This window comes from Alteromonas sp. ABH4_457 (assembly GCF_056160625.1).
Genome location: NZ_JBSWXN010000006.1, coordinates 361078 through 384397, shown reverse-complemented (window position 1 = coordinate 384397; position 23320 = coordinate 361078). Strand labels below are relative to the sequence as shown.

At 49.2% G+C, this 23320-nt stretch carries 21 protein-coding genes; 12 read left to right on the top strand and 9 right to left on the bottom strand.

The window, feature by feature from the left end:
- The first annotated feature begins 58 nt into the window (after positions 1 to 58).
- On the top strand, positions 59 to 2491 hold the full coding sequence (fadE, locus tag ACXAGR_RS17040) for an acyl-CoA dehydrogenase FadE (protein WP_474851481.1): 2433 nt from the start codon (positions 59 to 61) through the stop codon (positions 2489 to 2491).
- Between the two features lie 62 nt (positions 2492 to 2553).
- Here fadE and ACXAGR_RS17035 read toward each other — a convergent pair whose 3' ends face one another.
- The gene (locus tag ACXAGR_RS17035) at positions 2554 to 3189 is read right to left on the bottom strand and encodes a response regulator transcription factor (protein WP_119501455.1); all 636 of its coding nucleotides are present in this window, start codon (positions 3187 to 3189) and stop codon (positions 2554 to 2556) included.
- A gap of 183 nt (positions 3190 to 3372) precedes the next feature.
- Between ACXAGR_RS17035 and cmoA the strand changes: the two genes are divergently transcribed.
- The 8 genes from cmoA (at position 3373) to ACXAGR_RS16995 (ending at position 12658) form a co-directional block, all read left to right on the top strand.
- On the top strand, positions 3373 to 4119 hold the full coding sequence (cmoA, locus tag ACXAGR_RS17030) for a carboxy-S-adenosyl-L-methionine synthase CmoA (RefSeq protein WP_474851479.1): 747 nt from the start codon (positions 3373 to 3375) through the stop codon (positions 4117 to 4119).
- Positions 4120 to 4127: 8 nt separating this feature from the next.
- The gene (gene cmoB, locus ACXAGR_RS17025) at positions 4128 to 5102 is read left to right on the top strand and encodes a tRNA 5-methoxyuridine(34)/uridine 5-oxyacetic acid(34) synthase CmoB (protein ID WP_474844527.1); all 975 of its coding nucleotides are present in this window, start codon (positions 4128 to 4130) and stop codon (positions 5100 to 5102) included.
- Positions 5103 to 5239: 137 nt separating this feature from the next.
- Positions 5240 to 6109, top strand: coding sequence for a kinase (locus tag ACXAGR_RS17020; RefSeq protein WP_474851477.1), 870 nt, complete (start codon positions 5240 to 5242; stop codon positions 6107 to 6109).
- 2 nt (positions 6110 to 6111) lie between these two features.
- Complete coding sequence (locus ACXAGR_RS17015) at positions 6112 to 6927, top strand: HAD-IIB family hydrolase (RefSeq protein ID WP_474844266.1); 816 nt, start codon at positions 6112 to 6114, stop codon at positions 6925 to 6927.
- 17 nt (positions 6928 to 6944) lie between these two features.
- The gene (locus tag ACXAGR_RS17010; protein ID WP_119501460.1) at positions 6945 to 8168 is read left to right on the top strand and encodes a glycosyltransferase family protein; all 1224 of its coding nucleotides are present in this window, start codon (positions 6945 to 6947) and stop codon (positions 8166 to 8168) included.
- Positions 8169 to 8171: 3 nt separating this feature from the next.
- Positions 8172 to 9932 (top strand): sugar phosphorylase, encoded by a 1761-nt coding sequence (locus ACXAGR_RS17005; RefSeq protein WP_474844267.1) that lies wholly within the window; start codon positions 8172 to 8174, stop codon positions 9930 to 9932.
- A gap of 97 nt (positions 9933 to 10029) precedes the next feature.
- Positions 10030 to 11277 (top strand): molybdopterin molybdotransferase MoeA, encoded by a 1248-nt coding sequence (moeA, locus tag ACXAGR_RS17000; RefSeq protein ID WP_474851475.1) that lies wholly within the window; start codon positions 10030 to 10032, stop codon positions 11275 to 11277.
- Positions 11278 to 11284: 7 nt separating this feature from the next.
- On the top strand, positions 11285 to 12658 hold the full coding sequence (locus tag ACXAGR_RS16995; protein ID WP_474851473.1) for an MATE family efflux transporter: 1374 nt from the start codon (positions 11285 to 11287) through the stop codon (positions 12656 to 12658).
- Here ACXAGR_RS16995 and ACXAGR_RS16990 read toward each other — a convergent pair.
- The 3 genes from ACXAGR_RS16990 to ACXAGR_RS16980 are packed head-to-tail and all read right to left on the bottom strand — an operon-like array spanning position 12624 to position 14954.
- Positions 12624 to 13316, bottom strand: coding sequence for a rhomboid family intramembrane serine protease (locus ACXAGR_RS16990; RefSeq protein WP_474851471.1), 693 nt, complete (start codon positions 13314 to 13316; stop codon positions 12624 to 12626). The two genes, ACXAGR_RS16995 and ACXAGR_RS16990, sit on opposite strands and share 35 nt — an antisense overlap.
- Before the next feature lie 43 nt (positions 13317 to 13359).
- Complete coding sequence (locus tag ACXAGR_RS16985) at positions 13360 to 13983, bottom strand: nucleotidyltransferase family protein (RefSeq protein WP_474851469.1); 624 nt, start codon at positions 13981 to 13983, stop codon at positions 13360 to 13362.
- Positions 13968 to 14954, bottom strand: coding sequence for an XdhC family protein (locus ACXAGR_RS16980; RefSeq protein WP_474851467.1), 987 nt, complete (start codon positions 14952 to 14954; stop codon positions 13968 to 13970). The genes ACXAGR_RS16985 and ACXAGR_RS16980 overlap by 16 nt, the downstream gene beginning before the upstream one ends.
- A gap of 395 nt (positions 14955 to 15349) precedes the next feature.
- Here ACXAGR_RS16980 and cysK point away from each other — a divergent pair, with 395 nt between their 5' ends.
- Both cysK and ACXAGR_RS16970 read left to right on the top strand, forming a co-directional pair.
- Positions 15350 to 16315 carry a cysteine synthase A gene (gene cysK, locus ACXAGR_RS16975; RefSeq protein WP_119501466.1) on the top strand — a complete coding sequence of 322 codons (966 nt, stop codon included), beginning with the start codon at positions 15350 to 15352 and terminating at the stop codon, positions 16313 to 16315.
- A 105-nt stretch (positions 16316 to 16420) separates the two neighbouring features.
- Positions 16421 to 16885, top strand: a complete 465-nt coding sequence (locus tag ACXAGR_RS16970) for a hypothetical protein (RefSeq protein ID WP_474851465.1) — start codon at positions 16421 to 16423, stop codon at positions 16883 to 16885.
- Between the two features lie 17 nt (positions 16886 to 16902).
- Here ACXAGR_RS16970 and ggt read toward each other — a convergent pair whose 3' ends face one another.
- Positions 16903 to 18633: a gamma-glutamyltransferase gene (gene ggt / locus ACXAGR_RS16965; RefSeq protein WP_474851653.1), complete on the bottom strand. Its 1731-nt coding sequence runs from the start codon at positions 18631 to 18633 to the stop codon at positions 16903 to 16905.
- 39 nt (positions 18634 to 18672) lie between these two features.
- Positions 18673 to 19437: an enoyl-CoA hydratase gene (locus tag ACXAGR_RS16960; protein ID WP_474851463.1), complete on the bottom strand. Its 765-nt coding sequence runs from the start codon at positions 19435 to 19437 to the stop codon at positions 18673 to 18675.
- Positions 19438 to 19520: 83 nt separating this feature from the next.
- Here ACXAGR_RS16960 and rrtA point away from each other — a divergent pair, with 83 nt between their 5' ends.
- Complete coding sequence (rrtA, locus tag ACXAGR_RS16955) at positions 19521 to 20126, top strand: rhombosortase (protein ID WP_474851461.1); 606 nt, start codon at positions 19521 to 19523, stop codon at positions 20124 to 20126.
- A 20-nt stretch (positions 20127 to 20146) separates the two neighbouring features.
- Here the strand turns inward: rrtA and ACXAGR_RS16950 are convergent, their stop codons facing one another.
- Genes ACXAGR_RS16950 through ACXAGR_RS16940 form a run of 3 tightly spaced genes read right to left on the bottom strand, consistent with a single transcriptional unit; the run spans position 20147 to position 23284 of the window.
- Positions 20147 to 20902: a gluconate 2-dehydrogenase subunit 3 family protein gene (locus ACXAGR_RS16950; RefSeq protein ID WP_474844277.1), complete on the bottom strand. Its 756-nt coding sequence runs from the start codon at positions 20900 to 20902 to the stop codon at positions 20147 to 20149.
- A 2-nt stretch (positions 20903 to 20904) separates the two neighbouring features.
- A complete protein-coding gene (locus ACXAGR_RS16945) occupies positions 20905 to 22584 on the bottom strand; it encodes a GMC family oxidoreductase (RefSeq protein ID WP_474851459.1) in 1680 nt (559 codons plus the stop codon).
- Between the two features lies 1 nt (position 22585).
- Positions 22586 to 23284: a 3-keto-disaccharide hydrolase gene (locus ACXAGR_RS16940; RefSeq protein WP_474851457.1), complete on the bottom strand. Its 699-nt coding sequence runs from the start codon at positions 23282 to 23284 to the stop codon at positions 22586 to 22588.
- Positions 23285 to 23320: the final 36 nt, after the last annotated feature.

The window sequence follows — 23320 nt, the reverse complement described above, 5'->3', positions numbered from 1 at the left end:
GTCTGACCTCAGTCCAACTTACTGATTCAGCATATTTCATACTGTTAAGGAGCAATGTATGGGTGAACTCGCGTGGTTTATCATATTCATGGTGGCCGTTTGTGTAGCCGCGTATAAGCGTATGAGCTTAACGTCTACCGTGTCTTTACTGGCGGGCATTATGGTGCTTGGCACAATCACCGGAAGCATCGGTTTCTTCAGCTGGCTACTCTTCCTCATCATTGCTGTTCCACTGTCTATGCCGGATGTACGCAGAAAATTCATTTCGTCACGCCTGCTCGCTTTTTACAAAAAAGTCAGTCCGGAAATGTCCGCAACTGAACAGGAAGCCATTGATGCCGGTACAGTCTGGTGGGACGGCGAGTTGTTCTCCGGCAAACCTGACTGGAACAAACTCCATGCAATTCCTAAAGGCCGTCTGACCGCGGAAGAAAAGGCATTTCTTGACGGTCCGGTAGACCGTGTATGCCATATGGTTGATGAGTGGCAAATTAATCATCAGAACGCTGATCTGCCGCCGGAAATCTGGGCCTATCTGAAAGAGCATAAATTCTTCGCCATGATTATTAAGAAAAAATATGGCGGTTTGCAATTTTCAGCCTACGCACAATCGAGAGTATTGCAGAAACTGGCGGGTTGCTCTGCAGTGTTATCCAGTACGGTAGGCGTTCCGAATTCTCTTGGTCCCGGCGAATTGCTGCAACATTACGGCACTAAAGAGCAGCAGGATTATTATCTGCCCCGGCTGGCTAACGGAGAAGAAATTCCCTGTTTTGCACTTACCGGGCCTGAAGCAGGTTCCGATGCCGGCGCCATCCCAGATACCGGCGTCGTTTGCCGTGGTGAATGGGAAGGAAAAGAAATTCTGGGCATGCGTCTTAATTTTAATAAGCGCTATATCACTCTCGCACCGGTGGCAACGGTTATCGGACTGGCATTTAAGCTGGAAGATCCTGAAGGGCTGTTGGAAGGTCAGACAACCGCAGGCATAACCTGTGCTCTGATCCCAAGAGAAACGAAAGGACTGGAAATTGGCCGTCGTCATTTCCCGCTGAATACCCCCTTTCAGAACGGGCCGCTTAAAGGTGAAGACGTATTTGTGCCCCTGGACTTCATTATCGGTGGACCGAAAATGGCGGGCAAAGGCTGGCGCATGCTGATGGAGTGTTTATCAGTGGGTCGTTGCATTACCCTGCCCTCTACCGGCGCAGGCGGTGCAAAATCAGTGGCACTGGCAACCGGCGCCTATGCACGTATACGCCGTCAGTTCCGCATTCCCGTTGGTCATATGGAAGGCGTGGAGGAAATGCTTGCCCGTATCGGCGGTAATGCTTACCTGATGGATGCCGTCACCCGGTTCTCCACGGTAGGTGTAGATTTAGGCGAAAAACCGTCCGTGATATCTGCCATCAGCAAATATCACCTGACGGAGAAAATGCGCCAGGTCATAAACGACGCTATGGATATTCACGGTGGTAAGGGCATTATGCTCGGGCCAAATAATTATCTTGGCCGCGGTTACCAGGGCGCGCCCATTTCCATTACCGTGGAAGGTGCCAATATTCTTACCCGCAATATGATGATTTTCGGTCAGGGCGCTATGCGTTGTCACCCGTATGTACTGTCTGAAATTCAGGCTGCGGCAATGACGGATAAATCTGAACAACTCCGGGAATTTGATAAAGCGGTATTTGGTCACCTGGGATTCGCCGCTGCAAATAAAGTAAGAAGCCTGTGGTTCTCACTCACAGGTGGTTTATTTCACCGCACGCCGTTTAATGACGACACCGGTCGCTATTACCAGTTACTCCAGGGTTACAGTGCTAACCTGGCATTTCTGACTGACGTGTCAATGGGTCTGCTTGGTGGTGAACTGAAACGTAAAGAGCGTTTATCTGCCCGACTGGGGGATATTCTCAGTGGCTTATATTTGGCAAGTGCAACGCTGAAACGTTTTGATGAAGAAGGCCGGTTACAGGAAGATGCTCCGCTGATGCACTGGGCACTGCAAAACACCTTGTTCGACATTGAAGAAGCACTGGATACCTTTATCAGTAACTTCCCTAACAAAGCAATGGCTGCGGCATTAAGAGTATTGATATTACCCTTTGGCAGACGTTGTAAACGTCCCGATGACAAACTGGAACACCAGATCGCAACCATTCTGCAAACGCCCGGCACAGTGCGTACCCGACTCGGTGACGGACAGTACCTCACACGGGAGGAAGGCAGTCTGTTTGGTGATCTGGAGCAAACACTGGATGACGTGCTGGCTGCTGAGCCGGTATTCGATAAAATTTGTAAGGCCAGAAAAGCCCGTCTTCCCTTTACCGGTCTGGATAAACTGGCTGATGCAGCATTATCAGAGGGTATTATTGACGAAGAAGAAGCTGAGTTACTTACCAGAGCCGAAGCCGGCCGCCTGCGTACTATCAATGTAGATGATTTCGACAACGAAGAACTCATTGCAAAAGTGAATACAATGGCTTAAATACTGCCTGAAACTAAAAGGCCGCATCAAAATGATGCGGCCTTTTTTATTCCTCGGGAGAATTAACTGAACTGCAATTTGTCCATCAGCAGTACAGCCTGAGTCCGGGTGTTAATTTCAAGCTTGCGTAAAATTGCACTGATGTGTGCCTTGATAGTCGCTTCGGTCACATTCATTTCGTGGGCAATTTGCTTATTCATTAAACCTGCACGCAGGAAGCTCAGCACCTGAATTTGTTTCGGCGTCAGTTCACGGAATCGTTTCAACAGTTGAGTGAGTTCTTCATCAACGTTTTCCAGGTCCGCTTTCATCTCTTCCGGTACCCAGTTTTCACCACCTTTAATGGTCACGATTGCTTCAGCAATTTGCTTTGTGGGCGATGATTTGGGAATAAAGCCCTGTGCACCCAATCCCATAACCTGAGCGACAACATCAATGCTTTCATTGGCAGAGATAACCGCGACGGGTAATTCCGGATAAACATCTTTAACGGAAATAAGACCGTTGAAGTATTCGCCTCCCGGCATATTTAAATCTAATAACAGTAAATCAATGTGGTGATTTTCAGTTAACACGGTCATCATGGATTCAAGACTGTCCGCTTCAAGAATTTCAGCGTCCTTGAAATACGGTTCCAGTGCAGCACTTAATGCTTCCCTGAACAGTGGATGATCATCTGCAACTAATATACGAGTCATATAATGCGGTGCCCGAATTATGTAATTTTTCCTGTTACTATAGGGTAATACTTTAGGCTAATGATATAAAGTCAAATTAACTTAAGGCGCTTTATAATCAAGAAATTTTTCCTTTTAAATGAAAAAAACGTGGCAATCCTTTAAAATCTGCCCCGTTTTTTAGCTAATCAGTAAGGTCTTTCAGTGCAAAAGCCGGATAATATTTTTGCCAGCCATATGACAACCGTCAGTGATTTCCGATTTGATGAACACGTAGCTGACGTATTTCCCGATATGATTCAACGTTCAGTACCGGGTTATCAGACGATTCTGCATACCATCGGAGAACTGGCCAGAGCCAGAGTTACTGATGGCAGCAATGTGTATGATCTCGGCTGTTCTCTGGGGGCAGCCAGTCTTTCTGTTGCACGCAACACGGATCATTTGTCCTGTCAGATAACCGGTATTGATAATTCTCCGGCAATGATTGAGCGCTGTGAACGGGTAATTTCCAGTTTTCATTTACCTAACCCTGTCACACTCCATTGTGAATCTGCTCTGGACACCAAAATAGAAAATGCATCTATGGTGATCATGAATTTCACCTTGCAATTTATTCCGCCGGAGCAAAGAGAAACGCTGCTGAGCAAAATTTTCAACGGCCTTAACCCGGGTGGGATCCTCGTTTTGTCAGAGAAAATCCAGCATCCCAGTGAACAGGGAAATCATCTGCTTATCGACCTGCATCATCAGTTTAAGCGCAATAATGGTTACAGTGAACTGGAAGTCAGCCAGAAACGGGCAGCGCTTGAAAATGTGATGCTCACCGACAGCTATCAGACTCACGAAAACCGGTTGAAAAAAGTAGGGTTTGAAGATGTGGTGATGTGGTTCAAATGCTATAACTTTACTTCAATGGTGGCCATTAAGGCTGGTGGAGACATTGCCTGATGCGACGTATTTCTGATCCCTGGTTCACTGAATGTTACCGTCAGTTGCTGGACACGCCTCTGGCACACTGGCTTGAAACGCTGCCGGCACAAATCAGCGAATGGCAAAGGGGACACCTTCACGGAGAATTCAGTAAATGGTGTAAATTGCTGGAAAAACTTCCTGAGACCACTGTCAGTTCAAAAGAACTGAAACACAGTGTTACTGCGGGTAGCGCCGCTGACATCAGCGAATATCAGCAGAAACAGATAGAAGGTCTGCTGAAACAGTTTATGCCCTGGCGAAAAGGCCCCTATCACATTCACGGCATTCATATTAATACAGAATGGCGGTCAGACTGGAAATGGGATCGGGTACTGCCTCATATCAGCCCGCTTGCCAACCGTCATGTTCTGGATGTGGGTTGTGGTAGCGGCTATCACATGTGGCGTATGCTGGGAGAAGATGCTGCCGGCGTTTATGGCATCGATCCGACTCAACTGTTTTTAATTCAGTTTCAGGCTATCAGGCATTTTATTCCTGCCGCCAATATCCATTTTTTACCCCTGGGCATTGAGCAGATGCCGGCATTAAAAGCATTTGATACTGTGTTCTCAATGGGTGTGCTATACCATAGAAAAGATCCGGTACAGTTTCTCACCCAACTAAAAGATCAGTTACGCAAAGGCGGCGAACTGGTGCTTGAAACACTGGTAGTGGAAGGTGATGAACAAACCGTACTGATGGCAGGCGAACGTTATGCACAGATGCGCAACGTCTGGTTTCTGCCAAGTGTAAAGGCACTCACTGTGTGGCTGAGCAGGCTGGGTTTTGAAAATATTAAGGTCGCTGATATCAACACCACGTCTCTTGATGAGCAGCGCACCACAGAATGGATGACGTCTCAGTCTTTAAAAGATTTTCTGGATCCTGATGACATCAGCAGAACCATTGAAGGTTATCCTGCACCACAACGTGCAGTGCTGATAGCCACGAAAAAGTAACTTTATGTCCTGTTCGTTTGCAGACTGTTGCCAATTCTTGGCACCGGTCTGCGAGCATTCCTGACCCGGATTGGCATAATTGTTGTAGTTACTACTTTATAAACTGTGCTGAAACAGCACGTCACACAGGTAGTAACATGGATATTACGGGCTTTCTGAACGAGCACCAGTTACCGGACACTTACCAGGCCATTGCACAAGAATGGTTCATACCGTTAGCAGACGAAATCCTTTCGCACGAAAATGGTGCAGAAGGGCCATTTTTCGTCGGTGTTAATGGCTGCCAGGGATCAGGGAAATCCACATTATGCGACTTTCTTATCCACTACTTCACCAACCAGCACGGGCTGTCAGCCGTCACGATCTCCCTTGACGATTTCTATCTCTCCCGTGCAAGACGACAAGAACTTGCTGCCAACGTACATCCCTTGCTTTGCACCAGAGGCGTACCCGGTACGCACAATACGGTTCTGGCTGATAGCACTTTCACAGCGTTAAAATCTGCAGGCAGCGTTGCTCTGCCCCGCTTTAATAAAGCCAACGATGATCCTTTTGAAGGATCTGCGTGGCCGGTAATCACCTCTCCACCTGATATTGTGTTAATTGAAGGCTGGTGTTGGGGCGTGTCAGCGCAATCTGAGGACGCACTTAAAGAGCCGGTTAATGATCTTGAGCGTACCGAAGACCCGGATGGCACATGGCGGGGATATGTGAATGATAAAATTGCTGCAGATTATGAATCTTTATACGATGAAATGCAGTATTGGGTAATGTTAAAAGGTCCGTCTTTTGAGCATGTTTACAAATGGCGGTGTGAACAGGAACACAAACTGGCCGCGAAAACCGGAAAAACCGGAAGCGGTATAATGAGCGATGAACAAATCCTTCGTTTCATACAACATTATCAGAGACTCACAGAACATGCGTTTAATTCCCTGCCTGCAAAGTGTAATCAGGTATTTGAGTTAGATGAAAACAGAGTCATTAAAAACGTCATCAGGAAGTAGTCATGGACACAGCGAATACACTCATTTTCACTGACATGGACGGTACGTTGCTTGACCACCATACATACAGTTTTGAAGCTGCAAAGCCTACGCTGACCTCACTGTCAGAGCGAAATATTCCCGTCATCCCTACCACCAGCAAGACCTTTGTTGAATTGCTTGAATTGCGGGAAACCATTGGCCTGACCGGCCCGTTTATCGTAGAAAACGGCGCAGCAGCATACATTCCTCATGGTTTTTTCGCGAAAAAGCCAGCCGGTACCGTGTGGCAGGATGGATTTTGGTGCAAATCTTTCACCTCATCGAAAATGTACTGGCTGAAATTACTCGAAAAGGTCAAACCGGATTTTGCCGGTGAATTCACCCATTTCAGCGAGATGTCCAACGAGGACATCTGCGAAGCCACCGGGTTATCACCCGCAGAAGCTGCACTGGCTGCACAGCGACAATTCGGTGAGCCGGTCTTATGGCAAGGCACAGAGGAGAGAAAAGAGGCGTTTATCCGGTCTGTGACAGACAGAGGCGCCTATCCGCTGGAAGGCGGCCGTTTTATTCATATTTCCGGCGACTGTAATAAGGGCGCAGCCCTCCAATGGTTTGTCGAAGAGTTTATCCGTCAACATGACGAACCGGTGACCAGTATTGCGCTGGGTGACGGTAAAAATGATATTGCAATGCTTGAGGCAGCGGATATTGCCGTTCGGATCGCCTCCCCGAGTCATCAACCCCCTACACTAAAAAAAGAAGAAAATGTATACACCAGTACCCTGCACGGCCCGCAAGGCTGGACTGAAGTACTGACCCGATTACTTTTTTAACAGGACATGGAGAACACATGGCTGATTTTTATCAAAATGGCGTAGTGACAACGTTACACAACTTATCAAGACGCCCTACAGAAGAGCTTGAAGCTGAACTGTTACGATTTTCTCAGAAACGTCCGATGGCGCTGATCCTGCCGTCTTTGTATTCAGAATTGGAAGGCGAAGCCCTGCCGCACATCGTCGACGAACTCACCCACGTCCCCTATCTGTCTGAAATCGTCATTGGCCTTGACCGTGCAGATAAAGAGCAATACAAATCTGCATTAAAATTTTTCGAAAAGCTGCCGCAACATCATCGCGTTTTGTGGAACGATGGCCCCCGTCTTAAAGCCATTGACGAAGAATTATCGGCTCTGAATCTCGCACCTAAGGAACTGGGTAAAGGCCGTAACGTATGGTACTGTATGGGGTATATTCTGGCATCAAACCGTGCCGAATCCGTCGCCCTCCACGATTGCGATATCGTCACCTACAACCGCGACCTGCTGGCCCGCCTTATCTATCCGGTCGCGAATCCTCAGTTCAACTACGAGTTCTGTAAAGGTTATTACGCCCGCGTAGCCAACGGAAAAATCAATGGCCGGGTTTCCCGTTTGCTGGTTACCCCGTTGCTGCGCGCATTGAAACGCACGCTGGGTGATAACGAATATCTGGAATTCATGGACAGCTTCCGTTATCCGCTGGCCGGCGAATTCTCTTTCCGTCGTGATGTGCTGAACGATATCCGTATTCCCAGTGACTGGGGCCTTGAGGTGGGCGTGCTGTCTGAAATGCACCGCAACTACAATCACAACCGCCTGTGTCAGGCCGATATAGCAGATAATTACGATCATAAACACCAGGACTTGTCATTCAATAATGACCAGGGCGGTTTGTCGAAGATGTCTATCGACATCACCAAAGCACTGTTCAGAAAGCTGGCGACTCAGGGATTTACTTTCAGCAACGAAATGTTCCGTTCCATTAAAGCAACCTATTACCGTATTGCGCTGGATTTCGTTGAAACCTATCACAACGATGCAGTAATGAATGGCCTGACATTAGACATTCACAATGAAGAAAAAGCCGTTGAACTGTTTGCCAGCAATATTATGAAAGCGGGTAACAGCTTCCTGGATAATCCGATGGAAACACCGTTTATTCCAAGCTGGAACAGGGTCACCAGTGCAGTACCGGACATTCTTGACCGCCTGCTGGAGGCCGTTGAAGCAGACACAGCAGAATTATTAGGGTAACGCATGACGAGTTGGGAACAATTACACGAAAAAGTCAGTCATCACTTGCAGTCGATTTATGCTGATGTGGTTCTGGATATCCCTGTTGGAGATCTTGCCACTCAGCTGATGCATACGATGCGTCTTGAAGAAGATAAAGACGTTGTTCAACCAACGCCGCACTGCAATTACTGGGATGAAGAAGATATTATCATGATCACTTACGGTGACAGTGTGATCAGTGATAATGAGCAGCCATTGTTTACCCTTGACCGTTTTCTGCACACCTACTGTAAGAACACGATCAACAAGGTACACATGCTGCCCTTCTTTCCTTACAGTTCAGACGATGGCTTTTCCGTCATCGACTATTCCAGTGTGAATGAATCACTGGGAGACTGGCCTGATATTGAACGGCTGTCAAAGCACTACGGCCTGATGTTTGATCTTGTTATCAACCATTGTTCTGCCCGTAGTGCCTGGTTTGACAATTTTCAGAAAGGCGAAGGCACTGGCAGTGATTTCTTTTTTACTGCCGATCCGTCTGATGATTTATCTATGGTTACCCGCCCGCGGGTGTCTCCCCTGCTGCGGGAAACTGAAACCGCCACCGGCACGAAACATGTCTGGTGTACGTTCAGTCACGACCAGGTGGATTTTGATTTCCGCAATCCGAAGGTACTGCTGGCTTTTGTGGAAATTATTCGTCTGTATCTGGATAAAGGCGCTAAGCTGTTCCGTCTGGATGCAGTGGCGTTTTTATGGAAAATCATCGGGACCAGTTGTATCAATCTGGCACAGACCCACGAAGTTATCCGTTTGCTCCGTACACTGATTGAACACACTGATCCTACTGTCATTATTATTACTGAAACCAACATCCCTAACCGGGAGAACCTGACGTATTTCGGTAATGCCAATGAAGCCCATGCTATCTATAACTTCTCACTCCCCCCATTGCTGGTAAATACCCTCGTGACCGGCAACTGTGGTTATCTGAAGAACTGGATGATGAGTATGCCGCCTGCCCAAAACGGCACGACATATTTTAACTTCATTGCATCCCATGACGGGATCGGTCTGCGCCCGGCTGAAGGGTTACTTGACGATGAAGAAATTTCTACACTGGTGCATACCATGCAGAATTTCGGCGGAAAAGTCTCCTGGCGGGCGTCTGATCATGGTCAGCAGAAGCCGTATGAAATCAACATTACTTTGTTTGACGCACTGCAGGGAACCACAGCAGGCCCGGATAAGTATCAGGTAGACCGCTTTATTTGTGCTCATGCCATTATGCTGGGTATGGAAGGTATACCGGGTCTGTACATCCATAGTTTACTGGGTACCAGTAATGACTATGAAAAAGTGGCTAACACCGGTCAGAACCGCTCTATCAACCGGCACAGATGGAACTTTGAGGAACTGGCAGCCCTGCTGGACTCGCCGTTTTCTCAACACCATAAAGTATTAACCCGTTTGTCCCAGCTTATCCGTATCAGAAAAGCACAACCGGCTTTTCACCCCAATGCCACACAGTTTACCCTGCAACTGGGTGACACCTTGTTTGGCTACTGGCGGCAAAGTCTCGACAGACGCCAGAGCGTGTTCTGCGTCAGCAATGTCACTAATGAAGAACAGTCTATCCTGCTTTCCAGTATTAATCTGATTGGCACAGATAAATGGATGGACCTCATTACCCGTGATGAAATTGAAGACGTGGGCGGATTCATGCAGTTAAAGCCGTACCAGACTGTGTGGATCAGCAATATGGAGTTTGAAGACTGACACGCTTATCAACACCTGCGGAATTCTGGCCGCAGGTGTTGGTTTTCTTATACCAATCAGTAATAATCCCCTTCTTAATTCGCCTGCGCTAATAAATATGACCAATTCTGCTTCCACTCCCTCCGGCTGGCTTCCACTGGACGAGGCCCTGAGCCGTGCTCTTGCCGCTGTTACTCCTGTTACAGAAACTGAAAACGTTGCAGTATCTGATGCGCTGTACCGGATTACCGGCGAAGACATTGTTTCACAGACAGATGTACCACCGGCTGATAATTCTGCGATGGACGGTTACGCTCTTTATGCAGCCGATACCGCCGGCGCACCCGTCACGGTATCCGGTACGCAGTTTGCGGGCATGGCGTTGCCGGAAGAAAAAATACAGCGGGGTACAGCAGTAAGGATCATGACCGGTGCGCTTATCCCTCCCGGAGCAGAATGCGTGGTTATGCAGGAAAATACACGCAGGGAAGATGACATTATCACAGTGACCAAACCCGCTATTGCCGGTGAAAATATTCGCCGCGCCGGCGGAGATATCGCTAAAGGCGCACAGGTCATTAAACGGGGCACCCGCCTGGAGCCCGGTCATCTGGTACTGCTTGCCTCAATGGGGATCAGTTCAGTGAGTGTTTTCCGCAAACTGAAAGTGGGGATCATGGCTACCGGCGATGAACTGGTTGAGGCGGGAGTACCTTTGCAGTCAGGTCAGATTTACGAATCAAACCGTACCGGCACACGGGCCTTACTCGCACATGAGCCGGTCACAATCACTGACTATGGCATTATTCCTGATGACAAAGCCGCTCTGGAAACGGTATTTAAAGAGGCGTCTGAATCTCAGGATGTCATTATATCCAGCGGCGGTGTATCTGTAGGTGATGCCGATTTTGTTAAAGAACTGGTTGCCAGGCTTGGTGAGATTGCGTTCTGGAAAATCGCGATTAAACCGGGCAAACCCTTCGCATTCGGTTCTCTGGGAAATGCACGCTTCTGTGGCGTACCGGGCAACCCGGTGTCAGCCTGGGTCACCACACAGCAACTGGTGTTACCCATGCTCAAGCGGTTGAGCGGTATTGAAACTGACGGGGCAGGTAAGCTTCTTACCATTAATGCCACACTGACCGCCGGTATAAAACGTAAAGCCGGCAGACAAGAATTTCTGCGGGCGGTTATGGTTGTGCAGGAGGATGGCAGCTATAACGTCACTCCGTCAGGTAAACAAAGTTCCGGTGTGATGACCACCGTGACACAGGCCAATTGTTACATTGTCGTTCCGTCTGACTGCAAAATGCTCAGTGCCGGTGACACGGTAAAAGTGCAGCCATTTTCAGTTAACGGAGCATAATTCACCCATGGCGGCTTTCATTTCTCCGCGCTTTGCCGTGGAAAGTAAACGTTTGATCACCCTTGCCTGGCCTCTGTTGATTGCCCAGATAACGCAGATGATGATGGGTGTTATTGATACCATTATGGCCGGTCATTACAGCGCTACGGATATGGCCGCTGTGGCACTGGGTTTCAGTATCATTGTACCGCTGCAGTGTTTTATTCAGGGCCTGGGCCTTGCTATGCCCCCTATCCTGTCCAGATTACACGGAAAGGGAAATACATCTGACGTAGCCTCTGCGGCCTGGCAGGCCGGATACCTGCTACTGACAATCAGTTTACTCATTCTGCTTATCTGGCCGTTTACCGGCCAGCTGGTAGCACTGTTTCCCATGGAACCGGCACTCTACGATATTACCGTGGACTATGTGCAGTTTGTGTTGCTTTCCATGCCGGCATTTGCCGGTTACCAGTGGTTGCGTAACTTCTGTGAAGGCCTTGGCACCACCAAACCCACCATGGCCATTACGTTGATAGGATTAATGTGTAACGTCGCGGGTAACTACATATTCATTTATGGCGCAGGGCCGGTGCCGGCATTCGGGGGCGCAGGTTGCGGTATCGCCACGGCCATTGTTATCTACACGATGTTTTTCGCTACCATGGCTTACGTTTTGTTGTCTGACAGACTGAAGAAGTACAACCTGTTCGGCCACATCTATCGCCCGGATTTGCGCATGATCCTGCGCACATTCAAACTCGGATTTCCGGTGGCCATGACGCTTCTGTTTGAGGTTACCCTGTTTGCCGTCGTTGCCCTGATGCTGGCCCCTTTCGGACCCGGCACCGTAGCGGCTCACCAGGTTGCACTCAATTTCAGTGCAATCATGTTCATGTTTCCCCTGAGCTTAGGCATGGCGCTGTCAATCCGTGTAGGTTACCGGATTGGCCAGAACAATCCTGCGCAGGCCCGCATGGTGGTAAAAAGCGGTATTACCATCGGTATGTGTATTGCCACGTTAACCGCCAGCTTCACGTTACTGGCAAAGGATGCCATCATCAGCCTGTATACGCAGGATGAAACGGTATTTGCACTGGCTAACTCATTGCTGATTTACGCCGCGCTTTTCCAATTCTCTGATGCAATCCAGGTGTTATCGGCCAATGCGTTACGGGGATACAAAGACACCACGGCTATGTTTATCATCACTTTCATTGCCTACTGGCTAATCGGTCTTCCCACCGGGCTTATTCTGGGTCGTACAGACTGGATAACCAGTGAGCCCATGTCCGCTGCCGGCTTCTGGATAGGTTTTATAGTGGGGTTAAGCAGTGCTGCCGTAATGTTAGGCAGCCGCGTTATGATTATTCAGCGCCGCCAGCGCGTTCACGCGGCTTAGGCGGCTCTTCCGCCCCGGTGGATTGCCACTGATCACCAATCACCGGGTCTTCTTCATCCTGCGATTCCCAGTAATAGCGCTTCCTCAGCGGTTTGGGATCCTGTTTACCAAACAGCAGTGCAGCAATAACCCCCCCTGCTGCACCGAAAAAATGCGCCTCGTAAGAAATTTGCGGGTCGCGGGGAAAAATAGACATCATCATGCCGCCATACAGAAAGAACGCGATCATCATCAGGCCCGTTGAGCGGTTATCTCTGCGCAGAATGGCAATAACAAACAGATAAAAAAACAATCCGTGTGCAACTCCGCTTGCCCCCAGATGCACAGACGGCCTGCCAAATAACCATACCCCAATACCTGAACCCAGCCATGCGAATGCCAGCGCTTTGCCTCTCGTAGCCGGATAGCCATAATACAGGGCGGAACCAAGAATGATCAGTGGCAATGTATTATGGAATAAATGCTCATAGGAACTGTGTACCAGAGGAGCGGTAATAATGCCGTGTAGTCCTGCTAAGGACAAAGGCACAATACCCAGTGTATTTAAGGGTAAATGGAACAACACACCGGCGGACTGGATGACCCAGAGCACTGTGACACACAGGACACTGAGCCATACCGATCGCAGCAGGATATCGCGTTTATTTGAATGCTTCATAATCCCGATATTGGGACAATACCGGGAATTACCAGACAGCGGCTTAATTACGGTTTAATTTATCCCAGTCATCCGGCGTATCGATATCCAGCGCAGCTTGCGGGTGAGGTACGGCAAAACACTCAGGGGCAGCAGCGTTGAGCAGTTTTGCCGCCCCCTTCTGCCCACTCAGAGACAAAAGCAATGCTTCATCAAGGTGAGGAAAGATAGCCGGTGACATGCGTTTTCCTTCAGCCAGGCTGGCAATCCGGCTGGCAGGAAAAATCCCGGCTTTTTCCGCGAGTGCGCGAAGGGAATCTGCAGTGACGGCCGGCGTGTCACCTAATCCGATAAAAAAATGATCCGGCGGCAATGTGCCGGTTTCCTCACAATAATGCAGCACGGCTTTAACACCGGTAGCAATACTGCCGCCCATTCCCTGCTGCCAGGCGTCATTGTGGCTGAGAGAAATTTCTGGCAATAACGGACTACTTACCAGACATTCTGCAACTGCCTCACGGTAACAACCGGTCACCACAAATACGGGCAAATCCGTAAACGGCGCATATTGCTGTACAACATACTCCAGTAATGTGTCACCTTGCGGATGGGCAGTAAGTAATTTGTTGTCGCCATACCGGCTGGCCTCACCGGCAGCCAGTATAATTACCGCTATTCTGCCTGACATGGCTTACCCTTCAGTGAACGGGCTGACTTGCCATGTACCACAGCGTGTGCCTGGGCAAGCATGGATAATGCAATTGACTCAGGTAATTCACCTCCGATTGCGATACCGGCAGGTGCATGAAGTGGCAGCGGTAACAGAGATTCTTCAATGCCGGCTTCTTCCAGCACCCGCTCAGCCCGATGAGAGGGACCCAGCAAGGCAATATACTGTAAAGAATGCGGCGGTACAGAGACCATTGCTGCGAGCGCCTCACCGTCCATACGCACCTGATGATGCATAACAATGACTGCGTTCATCTGGTGATACCAGTCTGTGCCGCTAATCTCACCCGCTGCCTGTTCGTCTGTCACAGTAGCTGTGGTAAAGTCTGCAGGCCGCGCATATCGCGCTCTGCTGTCATTAACAATAACCCGCCAGCCGAGCCTTGAAGCCATATCGCATAACGGCAGTGCATCAACCCCGCCACCTAAAATGCCCAGCGTGGGAGGTGGTGTGAGTGTGGCTGTAAACAGAGCTTTGTCGCCGGGATCAGATGCCGCCGCAGACCCTGACGGAATACCCGGTGTGACCGGCTGTGAAAAATAAACGGTTTGCTGCCGGCTGAGCGCATCCAGCACATCTGTCAGCCCCAGCCAGTTATTTTGTGCACTCACAGGTTGTAAAAGAAGCGTCACTTCACCGCCGCAACCTATACCCAGCCGCCACGCAACATCACCTTCTTCCTGCATATCATAAGTCACAATACGACTTTTACCTGTTTCCCAGCACCGTCGTGACTGATGCAATAAATCACTTTCCAGACATCCGCCGGAAACAACACCCAGCTGACTGCCAAATTCACTGAACAGCATCATTGCACCGGCTTTGCGGTAAGAAGAGCCTTCGGTATTAATGATGGTTGCCAGCAACCAGTTACCTGCATCGCGCTGAGGGAACCAGTCCGACAACACATGGTAAATATGATGATTCATTTTTCCCCGCCTGAACGACCATGAACGGCCAGTACGCTAAACGCAGATACCAGTTCATGTTTTATATTTCTTAAGCCGGTATCACCGGCAAATTTACCGCTAATATATAACAAAGTAGTACCGCATCCGTGACGTCTGTCGTAAATCCCGTACCACTGCACCTGTCATCCCGGCTGAACGCTGTTTGTAATTACGGTGAATTTGACTGTAACGACCACCCGTTTGCCTGCTTTTTAACCCTCATCGCAAATCAAAATAAGTTATATCGAAAAAGCACTTTTCATTTTACAAAATGACACCAATTATATAACCGTACACAAATACCTGTGTGGTTCTGTTCATTTGACAGACTACATCATTGTCTGCAGGTATTTTTAACCAGGTAAGGAATAATAATGCAAGTATTTGACGACAACTCATTATCTATTGGCCGCACACCGCTGGTAAAACTCAACCGCGTTACCGGTGGCAATGTGTATGCAAAAATTGAATCACGCAACCCGAGCTTCAGTGTCAAATGCCGTATCGGCGCTAACATGATCTGGGATGCAGAAAAGCGTGGTGTTCTGGGCCCGGGTAAAGAGATTGTTGAACCGACCAGTGGTAATACAGGTATTGCACTGGCATTCGTTGCAGCTTCCCGTGGTTACAAGCTGACACTGACCATGCCAAGCAGCATGAGTCTTGAGCGCAGAAAATTACTCAAGGCACTGGGTGCAAACCTGGTACTGACTGAAGCCCCTAAAGGCATGAAAGGTGCCGTTGCAGCCGCTCAGGAAATCGTTGCTTCAGATCCTGAAAAATTCGTTCTGCTGCAGCAGTTTGATAACCCTGCTAACCCGGCAATCCATGAAAAGACAACCGGCCCTGAAATCTGGGAAGCCACTGACGGTAAGGTTGATGCATTCGTTGCCGGTGTCGGTACCGGCGGTACGATTACCGGTGTTAGCCGTTACCTAAAGAATACTAAAGGTAAAGCAATTACTTCTGTCGCCGTTGAACCGACAGATTCACCTGTTATCACTCAGGCCAAGAATGGTGAAGAACTGACACCGGGTCCTCACAAAATCCAGGGGATCGGTGCCGGTTTCATTCCGGGTAATCTGGATCTGGATCTGGTAGATGAAGTTGAACAGGTAACTAACGACGAGAGTATGGAAATGACTCACCGTCTGATGAAGGAAGAAGGTATCCTTGCCGGTATTTCTTCCGGTGCGGCGGTTGTCGCAGCCAAGCGTTTTGCTGAGCGTCCGGAAAACAAAGACAAAATCGTTGTTGTTCTGCTTGCCAGTGGTACAGAACGTTACCTGAGCAGTCCGCTGTTTGCCGGTGAATTTGGTGAACAGGAAGAAGTTCAGTAAGCGTTAAAGATATAAAATCAGAAAGCGGGGTATGATTACTCCGCTTTTTTTTCGCCTGTAAAATCTGCTATTTTTATAATAGTTTAGCCGTCCGGAATAAATATTATGAATTACCCTTCCTGCCACCTCAGTTCCCTGTTCATCGCTTTATGTCTGATTTTGATATCCGGTTGTAAAGAAAAGGAAGAAGGGCTCGGGCGCTACGGGATGATGGATGAAAATACGCCGGACTACGCTGCTGTGGCATTTATGAAAAGTATTTATGAAGACAAGAATATAAACCGTGCAGTAGAACTGAGTTCTGACAGCATGGCAAGAATGCTTAAGCGCTACCATACAAACCGCAACGTTCAGAGACACATTGTTAATTTGCGTTACGATACAGTAACCATTACACCTCAGGGATCTAACCGTGTGGGACGTAATGAGTTTGCGGAAAATGCCACCGTCACTTTATTTTTCAGCGGCCAGTATAATGATGACAAAGTGGAAGATTTAAGAACGGTACAAATGATCCGCGACGACGGGCTATGGAAAGTTGACCGCATCGACCCGGACCATTTTATGTAAACCGGTAAGCGGGGCTTTTACTGCCCCACTGCTACCCCTTCACGGCGGGGATCGGCGCCGCCAATCAACTTACCGTTTTTCACTTGTACGCCATGTAAACCTGAGTTCAGATCCATCACTTTGACATCATGACCCAGTGCTTCAAGTGCAGGTTTCAGCGCCTCAGCGGACGTACCGGACTCCAGCGCAGTATAATCATTTCTGTTGGTCATTCTGGGCAGATTAATGGCCTGCTGCACATCAAGGTTAAAGTCGAGAACACCAAACAGGGTCTGCGCGACATAATCGATAATACGACTGCCACCCGGTGAGCCGATGACCAGTTCAAGATCACCTTTATCATCAAACACCATGGTCGGGCTCATAGCACTGCGCGGGCGCTTACCCGCCTCCACACGGTTAACCACAGGCCAGCCGTTAATATCCGGATTAAATGAGAAGTCCGTAAGCTGGTTATTCAGCAGGAAACCGTCGACCATTAAGCCGGAACCGAACATAAACTCAATGCTGGTCGTGATAGACACCGCGTTCCCTTCTTTATCCACAATTGAGAAGTGGCTGGTGTTAGGCTGCTCCAGATTCATCCCAAGGTGAACTTTAGCATCGGTGTAAGGCTTGCCGGCCTTTGCTTTATGCCATTTTTCATTGATGCCAATCGTCTCTGCACGGCGTTTCAGGTAAGGCGCGTTGATCAATGCCGCAAAGGGTAAATCGGTAAAGTCGCTGTCGGCAATATACATTTCCCGGTCAGCAAAACTGAGGGCACTGGCCTGTGCAAATAAATGGGCAAATTCAGCACTGTCAGGCTGCAATGAAGCAATGTCCTGACCTTCCAGCAGTTTCATGATCTGGAATACATTGATCCCCCCGGAACTGGGCGGTGCCATGCCACAAATTTTATGTTCGCGGTAATCTCCGCACACAGGTTTTTTCTTTAATGCTTCGTATCCGGCAATATCAGCCGTGGTAATTTGTCCCGGGTTGATGGATGCCCCGTTCACTGCCTTAACAATTTTCTCAGCCACAGGGCCTTTGTAGAAATAGTCTGTACCGTCACTGGCAATATGGCGCAGGGTATCTGCAAGTGCTTTATTCTTTTTAACCGTTCCTTCCTTCAGCGGTGCACCGGCAGGATAAAAATAGGTAGCGCTGGATGGAAACTCTTTCAGACCCGGGTGTTTATTCAGCGAGACCAGGTGCGCCAGACGGGCTGATACCCGGAACCCTTCAGCGCTGGTGTTAATAGCATCGTCAAACAGGTCTTCCCATTTCAGCTTGCCGAATTCCTGCTGTGCAGTTTCCAGTGCTTTTAACGCGCCGGGAACACCCACAGATTTACCACCAACCACAGCTTCAAGCCAGTTCATCTGGTTTTTACCTTTGAAGAACCAGTAAGGTGTTACGGCAGCCGGTGCGGTTTCCCGTCCGTCAAATGTATGCAGCGTCTTAGTTTTATTATCCCAGTAAAGAATAAAGGCACCGCCACCGATCCCCGATGACTGGGGCTCAACCAGTGTCAGCATTGCCTGCACAGCCACAGCAGCATCAATGGCAGAACCACCTTTTTCGATAATGTTTTTACCCGCCCATGAGGCGTAGGGGTTTGCAGCCACAACCATATAATCATTGGCTATACGGGCTTTTTTATTTTCAAATCCGGTAGCCGCTTCAGGCTCAAAACGTTCAACAGCTTGAGTGGCGGACACCAGTGTGACCGATAAACAAACGACTTTAACAGCCGTTGCCAGAATTCCCTGACTGAACTTCAATGTATCGCTTCCTCTGAATTACTTAAATTTATCCCGGTTTAACGGGCGCTTGTTAATGAATGCATCGAATGCTTCTCTAGCTGCCGGCGTAGACAGCGCTTCAAGAAAGATATCCAGTTCAGCACTGATTTGTTGTTGTATGGCATCCTGCTCATTATTCATCAATGCTTTTGTCTGGTTCAGCGCGAATGCAGGCTTCTGTGCCAGTTTACGGCACACAGCCTCAACATGTTCGCTTAGATTTTCTGCCAGAATGATAGCGGTAACGACACCAAACTGCTGTGCTTCCTCTGCGCCAAAGGTTTCGCCCAACATCAGCCATTCGCTGGCCTTTCTGCGGCCGGCCAGTCTGGGTAACAGATAGCTTGACGCATATTCGGGCACCAGGCCCAGGTTAATAAAAGGCATACAAAAAACGCTGTCCGGTGCACAGTACACCAGATCACAATGTAACAATAAGGTCGTCCCGATGCCAACGGCAACGCCATGAACCTGCGCTACAACAGGACTAGTACACTGAGTCAGAGCATTCATGAAGGCAACAATCTCAGCAACGTTGTCGCCCTCCTCCCTGTGTGCAAAGTCTGCAATATCATTTCCGGCCGTAAACGCACTGCCTTCCCCCCTGAGCAGAATAACCTTCACTTCCGGATCAAGGCTCGCGGTATTAATTGCATCCGCCATTAACTGATACATTTCACGGGTTAACGCATTTTTCTTATCCGCGCGGTTCAGGCTGATGGTCAGAACGTGGTTTTCTATCTGTGTAGTCACAGTGCTCATGACAAAATCCTCACAAAATTACAGGCAAATTCTTATCAGTTTTCTGTATCATAGCGATTTAACAGCAAAAACTACAAAATTTCATGTCATCTGATTTCACCAAATTTGCCGGACCTTATGGCGGGCCCCTGCTACTGACACTCTGTGTGTTACTGGCCTGCGTCTTCGAACCCGTTTCAGGGGAATGGCTGGCATATGACCGTTACGCCATAGAGGGCTTTGAAACCTGGCGTTTACTTACAGCCAATATTGTCCACACCAACGGCTGGCACGCTTTACTGAATCTGGCCGGGCTGACTTTGCTCACCTTTCTGCATAGCGACCATTATCGTTTCATGCGGTTTATTAAATTATTTCTCTGGTGCAGTTTATTGACCAGTGCAGGTATTTATTACTTTTCACCGCAACTCATATGGTATGCAGGTTTGTCCGGCGCATTACATGGCGTGTTTTTGTGGGGCGCCTGCATGGATATCCGTGCAGGTTTAAATTCGGGCTGGTTACTGGCCTGCGGTGTTGTCGCTAAAATTGTTTATGAACAAATCAATGGCGGTTCTGCTGATGTGGAGGCACTGATTGGCGCTGCGGTTGCAACAGATGCCCACCTTTACGGCGCGGTAGCGGGTCTTTTAATGTTTCTGCTGATGATTATTCCGGTGAACAAACGCCGACCGGCAGTGCAGCACTGACAGACGGCTTTATTCAATTATCAGCCTTTAAGCGCGTACTCCGACAAACCTAACTCACTGATAACACGGTTAATGTGCGTCATAGCCTCATCCGTGGGCCCTGGATAGTCTCCGGCAATGGCAACGTTCCCCTGATAGCCAATATCTCTGGTGCCTTCCGGCGAACTGAAATAGGCAGCCAGAACCAAACCACGAAGACGGGAAAAAGCGTCAGCCGGACGCAGATATGCATCACCAGTATTGTCGTCCACCGTCGCTATATCATCCAGGATGGCTTTCTGCCGGGCTTCTGTCAGGTCCGTGAACGTCATGTCATGACGCAATGCAGCTTCGTCATCCAGCCATACCAGAAGTGGCATGATGAATTTGCGGTCGTTTTGCTGCCGCTCATAGGGTGCACTTATCCACTCGTCAATGACATCCGGTACATTAACCCCGGTCGCAGAAGGGTATTCCCCTTCCTGAGGAACAATAAGATCGCTGATGTCAGCAACCAGTTGCAGCTCTTTTTGTGACAGGAGCCGCGGCCAGGGTGATTCAGGCGGCATGATAAGATCAGGATCTTTCCCGTAACCGGCGGCATTCACCGGCTTCAGTGTGAGTTCAGGCCAGTGCCCCTCACCCGCTCCTGCTGTGGCCTTTGCGCTTTTATCCGGCTCGCCTGAACACGCTGTTAATGCAGGAAATGCCGCAGTGGCTGCCAGAGCACTCAGCCATTTTAACGATTCGCGGCGTGTTAACCGTGGCACATAAACGGAAGATTTTACATCTCTCATGGCTACAGGCTCCCTTGTTGAATTTGTCCTGCCAGCCAGCTTGAATTACGCATGGCCAGGGTCAGTATAGTCAGAGTACAGTTTTTATGAGGATTAGAGGCGAACACGCCGCCATCCATGATAAACAGATTTTTACAGTCCCAGGTTTGTCCCCATTCATTGGTCACAGAGGTGCCGGGATCCTCTCCCATCCTGGTTGTGCCCACCTCATGAATAATTTCGCCGCCTTTGAGGATAGCCTCTTCAGGAGAAGGTAATTCCCCCGGGTCAGCGCCCATATTGGCAAAAATTTTCTTCGCGGTTTCAAGGCCGTGCCTGACCTGATTGAGTTCATTTTCCGACCACTTCCAGTGAAACTTCGCAACAGGTATACCCCATTTGTCTTTCACGTCTTTATCAATTTCCATATAACAATGTTCATTCGGCACCATTTCCCCACGCAGCGCGAAGCCAATGTAACTGCCATAGGCAGAACGGGCCTCAGCTTTTACAGCTTCACCGTATCCCTGAAAATCACCGGCTACCCAACTGCCGGGCTCACGGAAACCACTGCCGATTTCAAAGTGATAACCTCTCGGAAAGTCCAGCTCCCCTTTTTCCTGCGCCTCGTGGCCCCACCAGGGAATGAACAAATGGTTCGATGTATGGCCATCTTCGTTATACCGTGGCCGGTCCCGCAGTGCCGGCACGTAGGCACCGATGTTCGCCCCGGTGGAATCCATCAGATTGCGACCTACCTGTCCGCTGGAATTAGCCAGTCCGGCAGGATGTTGTTCTGATGCTGAATTCAGCAGGATCCGCGCCGACTCACAGGCACTGGCGGCCAGAATAACCACGGGAGCATCAAGGTCGGTATCCTTACCTGTTTTCTTATCCACGTAGGTCACCCCCGTGGCTTTACCGTTCACATCTGTACGGACAGCTTTAACCATTGCATTCGTAATCACAGTCAGGTTTCCGGTAGCTCTGGCCATAGGGATCAATGATGTGGTGGTCTGAAAAGCCGCACCGATAGAGCAGCCATGACCACAGGGCGTGGCATAAAAACACTTCTGGCGGATATCCTGTGAGCGTGTCAGCACTGCACGGTGCATAGGCGCGGTTCGTATGCCTTCTTTACCGGCGGCAGCAGCCACCAGTAATTCAGTGACTCTGGGGGCCGGAGGTGGCTGTAATACACCTTCAGAAGAGTCAGGCATATCTTCATGACCTGTATTCTCCCCGCACACGCCGACAAGGGTTTCTGTTTTATCATACCAGGGCGCAATGTCATCATATTCAAATGGCCAGTCAGCGCCATGACCGTCACGGGTCTTACCTTTAAAATCATGATGAGAAAAACGCAGGGAATAACGGCCCCAGTGATTAGTCCGGCCACCCAGCATCCGCGCCCGCCACCAGAGAAACTCGGTATCATCCGCAGTCGTGTAAGGCTCGTCAGGTACGGTCCAGCCACCGTCTACGGTAGCGTCGTAGTAGCCAAAATCTTTATCCACATTCCCCGAGCCCATCAAAGGCGCATCACCGGGTCTTTTAAACATGGGGGTTTCTGTACGGGGGTCATAATCACGGCCAGCTTCAAGCAGCAACACTTTGATGCCCTGCCGGGTTAACTCGTAAGCAGCCATGGCACCGCCGGCACCGGAGCCAACTACCAGTACCTGAAAATCAGTGTTATCCATTTCACAGTTCCTTTATTTTTATATTTTTGAACCAGACCGTGTTGCCGTGATCCTGCAATCCAAGATGACCGGAAGAGTTAGCCGCAAAGCCTTCCCAGTCAGCAAATTTGCTCGCCGCCACCAGATTCTTCCAGGTTGATGTACCGATAACCACGTTGGTCGTCATCACACCGTTCTGCCACACCTGTAACAAATTATCGTTCAGTTTTATGCGGGTTGTATTCCACTCTCCGGCGGGTTTTGAAGCAGAGGAATGCACGGCCACCATGTCATATAGTGAACCGGCAAGGTGAGTATCTGTTTTGTTGTCGTGCGCTTTTTCGTTATCGAGGATCTGAATCTCAGGTGCATGGGAATAAATATATTTTCCGGTCTCATCGGCGAGAATAAAAATACCGCTGTTTCCTGCTTCTGAGATCTTCCAGTCAATGAGAAAATCAAAGTTCTCCCAAGTCTTGTCAGAGATCAGATCGCCACCACCAGCTTCAGCCAGCTTCATGGCCCCCTCTTCGATAGTCCAGCCGTCACCTACCTGTTTTTCACGATAGTTACGCCAGCCTGTAAAAGATTGCCCGTCAAAGAGTAACTGCCATCCGGCGGCAGACTCCTCTGCAGTAAGTGTATTGTCCTGTGCAGCCTGCACTGTGGCGGTACCGGCCAGATAGATCGTTGCGGCGATTGCCATAAGCGCTTTCATCATATTTCCTGCCTGTTGTTGGTGTTTTCGTTCTTGTTG

Bases quoted from the DNA above. Each gene is read 5' to 3' on its own strand.
- fadE (WP_474851481.1), top strand. From the start codon at position 59: ATGGGTGAACTCGCGTGGTTTATCATATTCATGGTGGCCGTTTGTGTA.
- ACXAGR_RS17035 (WP_119501455.1), bottom strand. From the start codon at position 3,189: ATGACTCGTATATTAGTTGCAGATGATCATCCACTGTTCAGGGAAGCA.
- ACXAGR_RS17020 (WP_474851477.1), top strand. From the start codon at position 5,240: ATGGATATTACGGGCTTTCTGAACGAGCACCAGTTACCGGACACTTAC.
- ACXAGR_RS17015 (WP_474844266.1), top strand. From the start codon at position 6,112: ATGGACACAGCGAATACACTCATTTTCACTGACATGGACGGTACGTTG.
- ACXAGR_RS17010 (WP_119501460.1), top strand. From the start codon at position 6,945: ATGGCTGATTTTTATCAAAATGGCGTAGTGACAACGTTACACAACTTA.
- ACXAGR_RS17005 (WP_474844267.1), top strand. From the start codon at position 8,172: ATGACGAGTTGGGAACAATTACACGAAAAAGTCAGTCATCACTTGCAG.
- moeA (WP_474851475.1), top strand. From the start codon at position 10,030: ATGACCAATTCTGCTTCCACTCCCTCCGGCTGGCTTCCACTGGACGAG.
- ACXAGR_RS16995 (WP_474851473.1), top strand. From the start codon at position 11,285: ATGGCGGCTTTCATTTCTCCGCGCTTTGCCGTGGAAAGTAAACGTTTG.
- ACXAGR_RS16990 (WP_474851471.1), bottom strand. From the start codon at position 13,316: ATGAAGCATTCAAATAAACGCGATATCCTGCTGCGATCGGTATGGCTC.
- ACXAGR_RS16985 (WP_474851469.1), bottom strand. From the start codon at position 13,983: ATGTCAGGCAGAATAGCGGTAATTATACTGGCTGCCGGTGAGGCCAGC.
- ACXAGR_RS16980 (WP_474851467.1), bottom strand. From the start codon at position 14,954: ATGAATCATCATATTTACCATGTGTTGTCGGACTGGTTCCCTCAGCGC.
- cysK (WP_119501466.1), top strand. From the start codon at position 15,350: ATGCAAGTATTTGACGACAACTCATTATCTATTGGCCGCACACCGCTG.
- ACXAGR_RS16970 (WP_474851465.1), top strand. From the start codon at position 16,421: ATGAATTACCCTTCCTGCCACCTCAGTTCCCTGTTCATCGCTTTATGT.
- ACXAGR_RS16960 (WP_474851463.1), bottom strand. From the start codon at position 19,437: ATGAGCACTGTGACTACACAGATAGAAAACCACGTTCTGACCATCAGC.
- rrtA (WP_474851461.1), top strand. From the start codon at position 19,521: ATGTCATCTGATTTCACCAAATTTGCCGGACCTTATGGCGGGCCCCTG.
- ACXAGR_RS16950 (WP_474844277.1), bottom strand. From the start codon at position 20,902: ATGAGAGATGTAAAATCTTCCGTTTATGTGCCACGGTTAACACGCCGC.
- ACXAGR_RS16945 (WP_474851459.1), bottom strand. From the start codon at position 22,584: ATGGATAACACTGATTTTCAGGTACTGGTAGTTGGCTCCGGTGCCGGC.
- ACXAGR_RS16940 (WP_474851457.1), bottom strand. From the start codon at position 23,284: ATGATGAAAGCGCTTATGGCAATCGCCGCAACGATCTATCTGGCCGGT.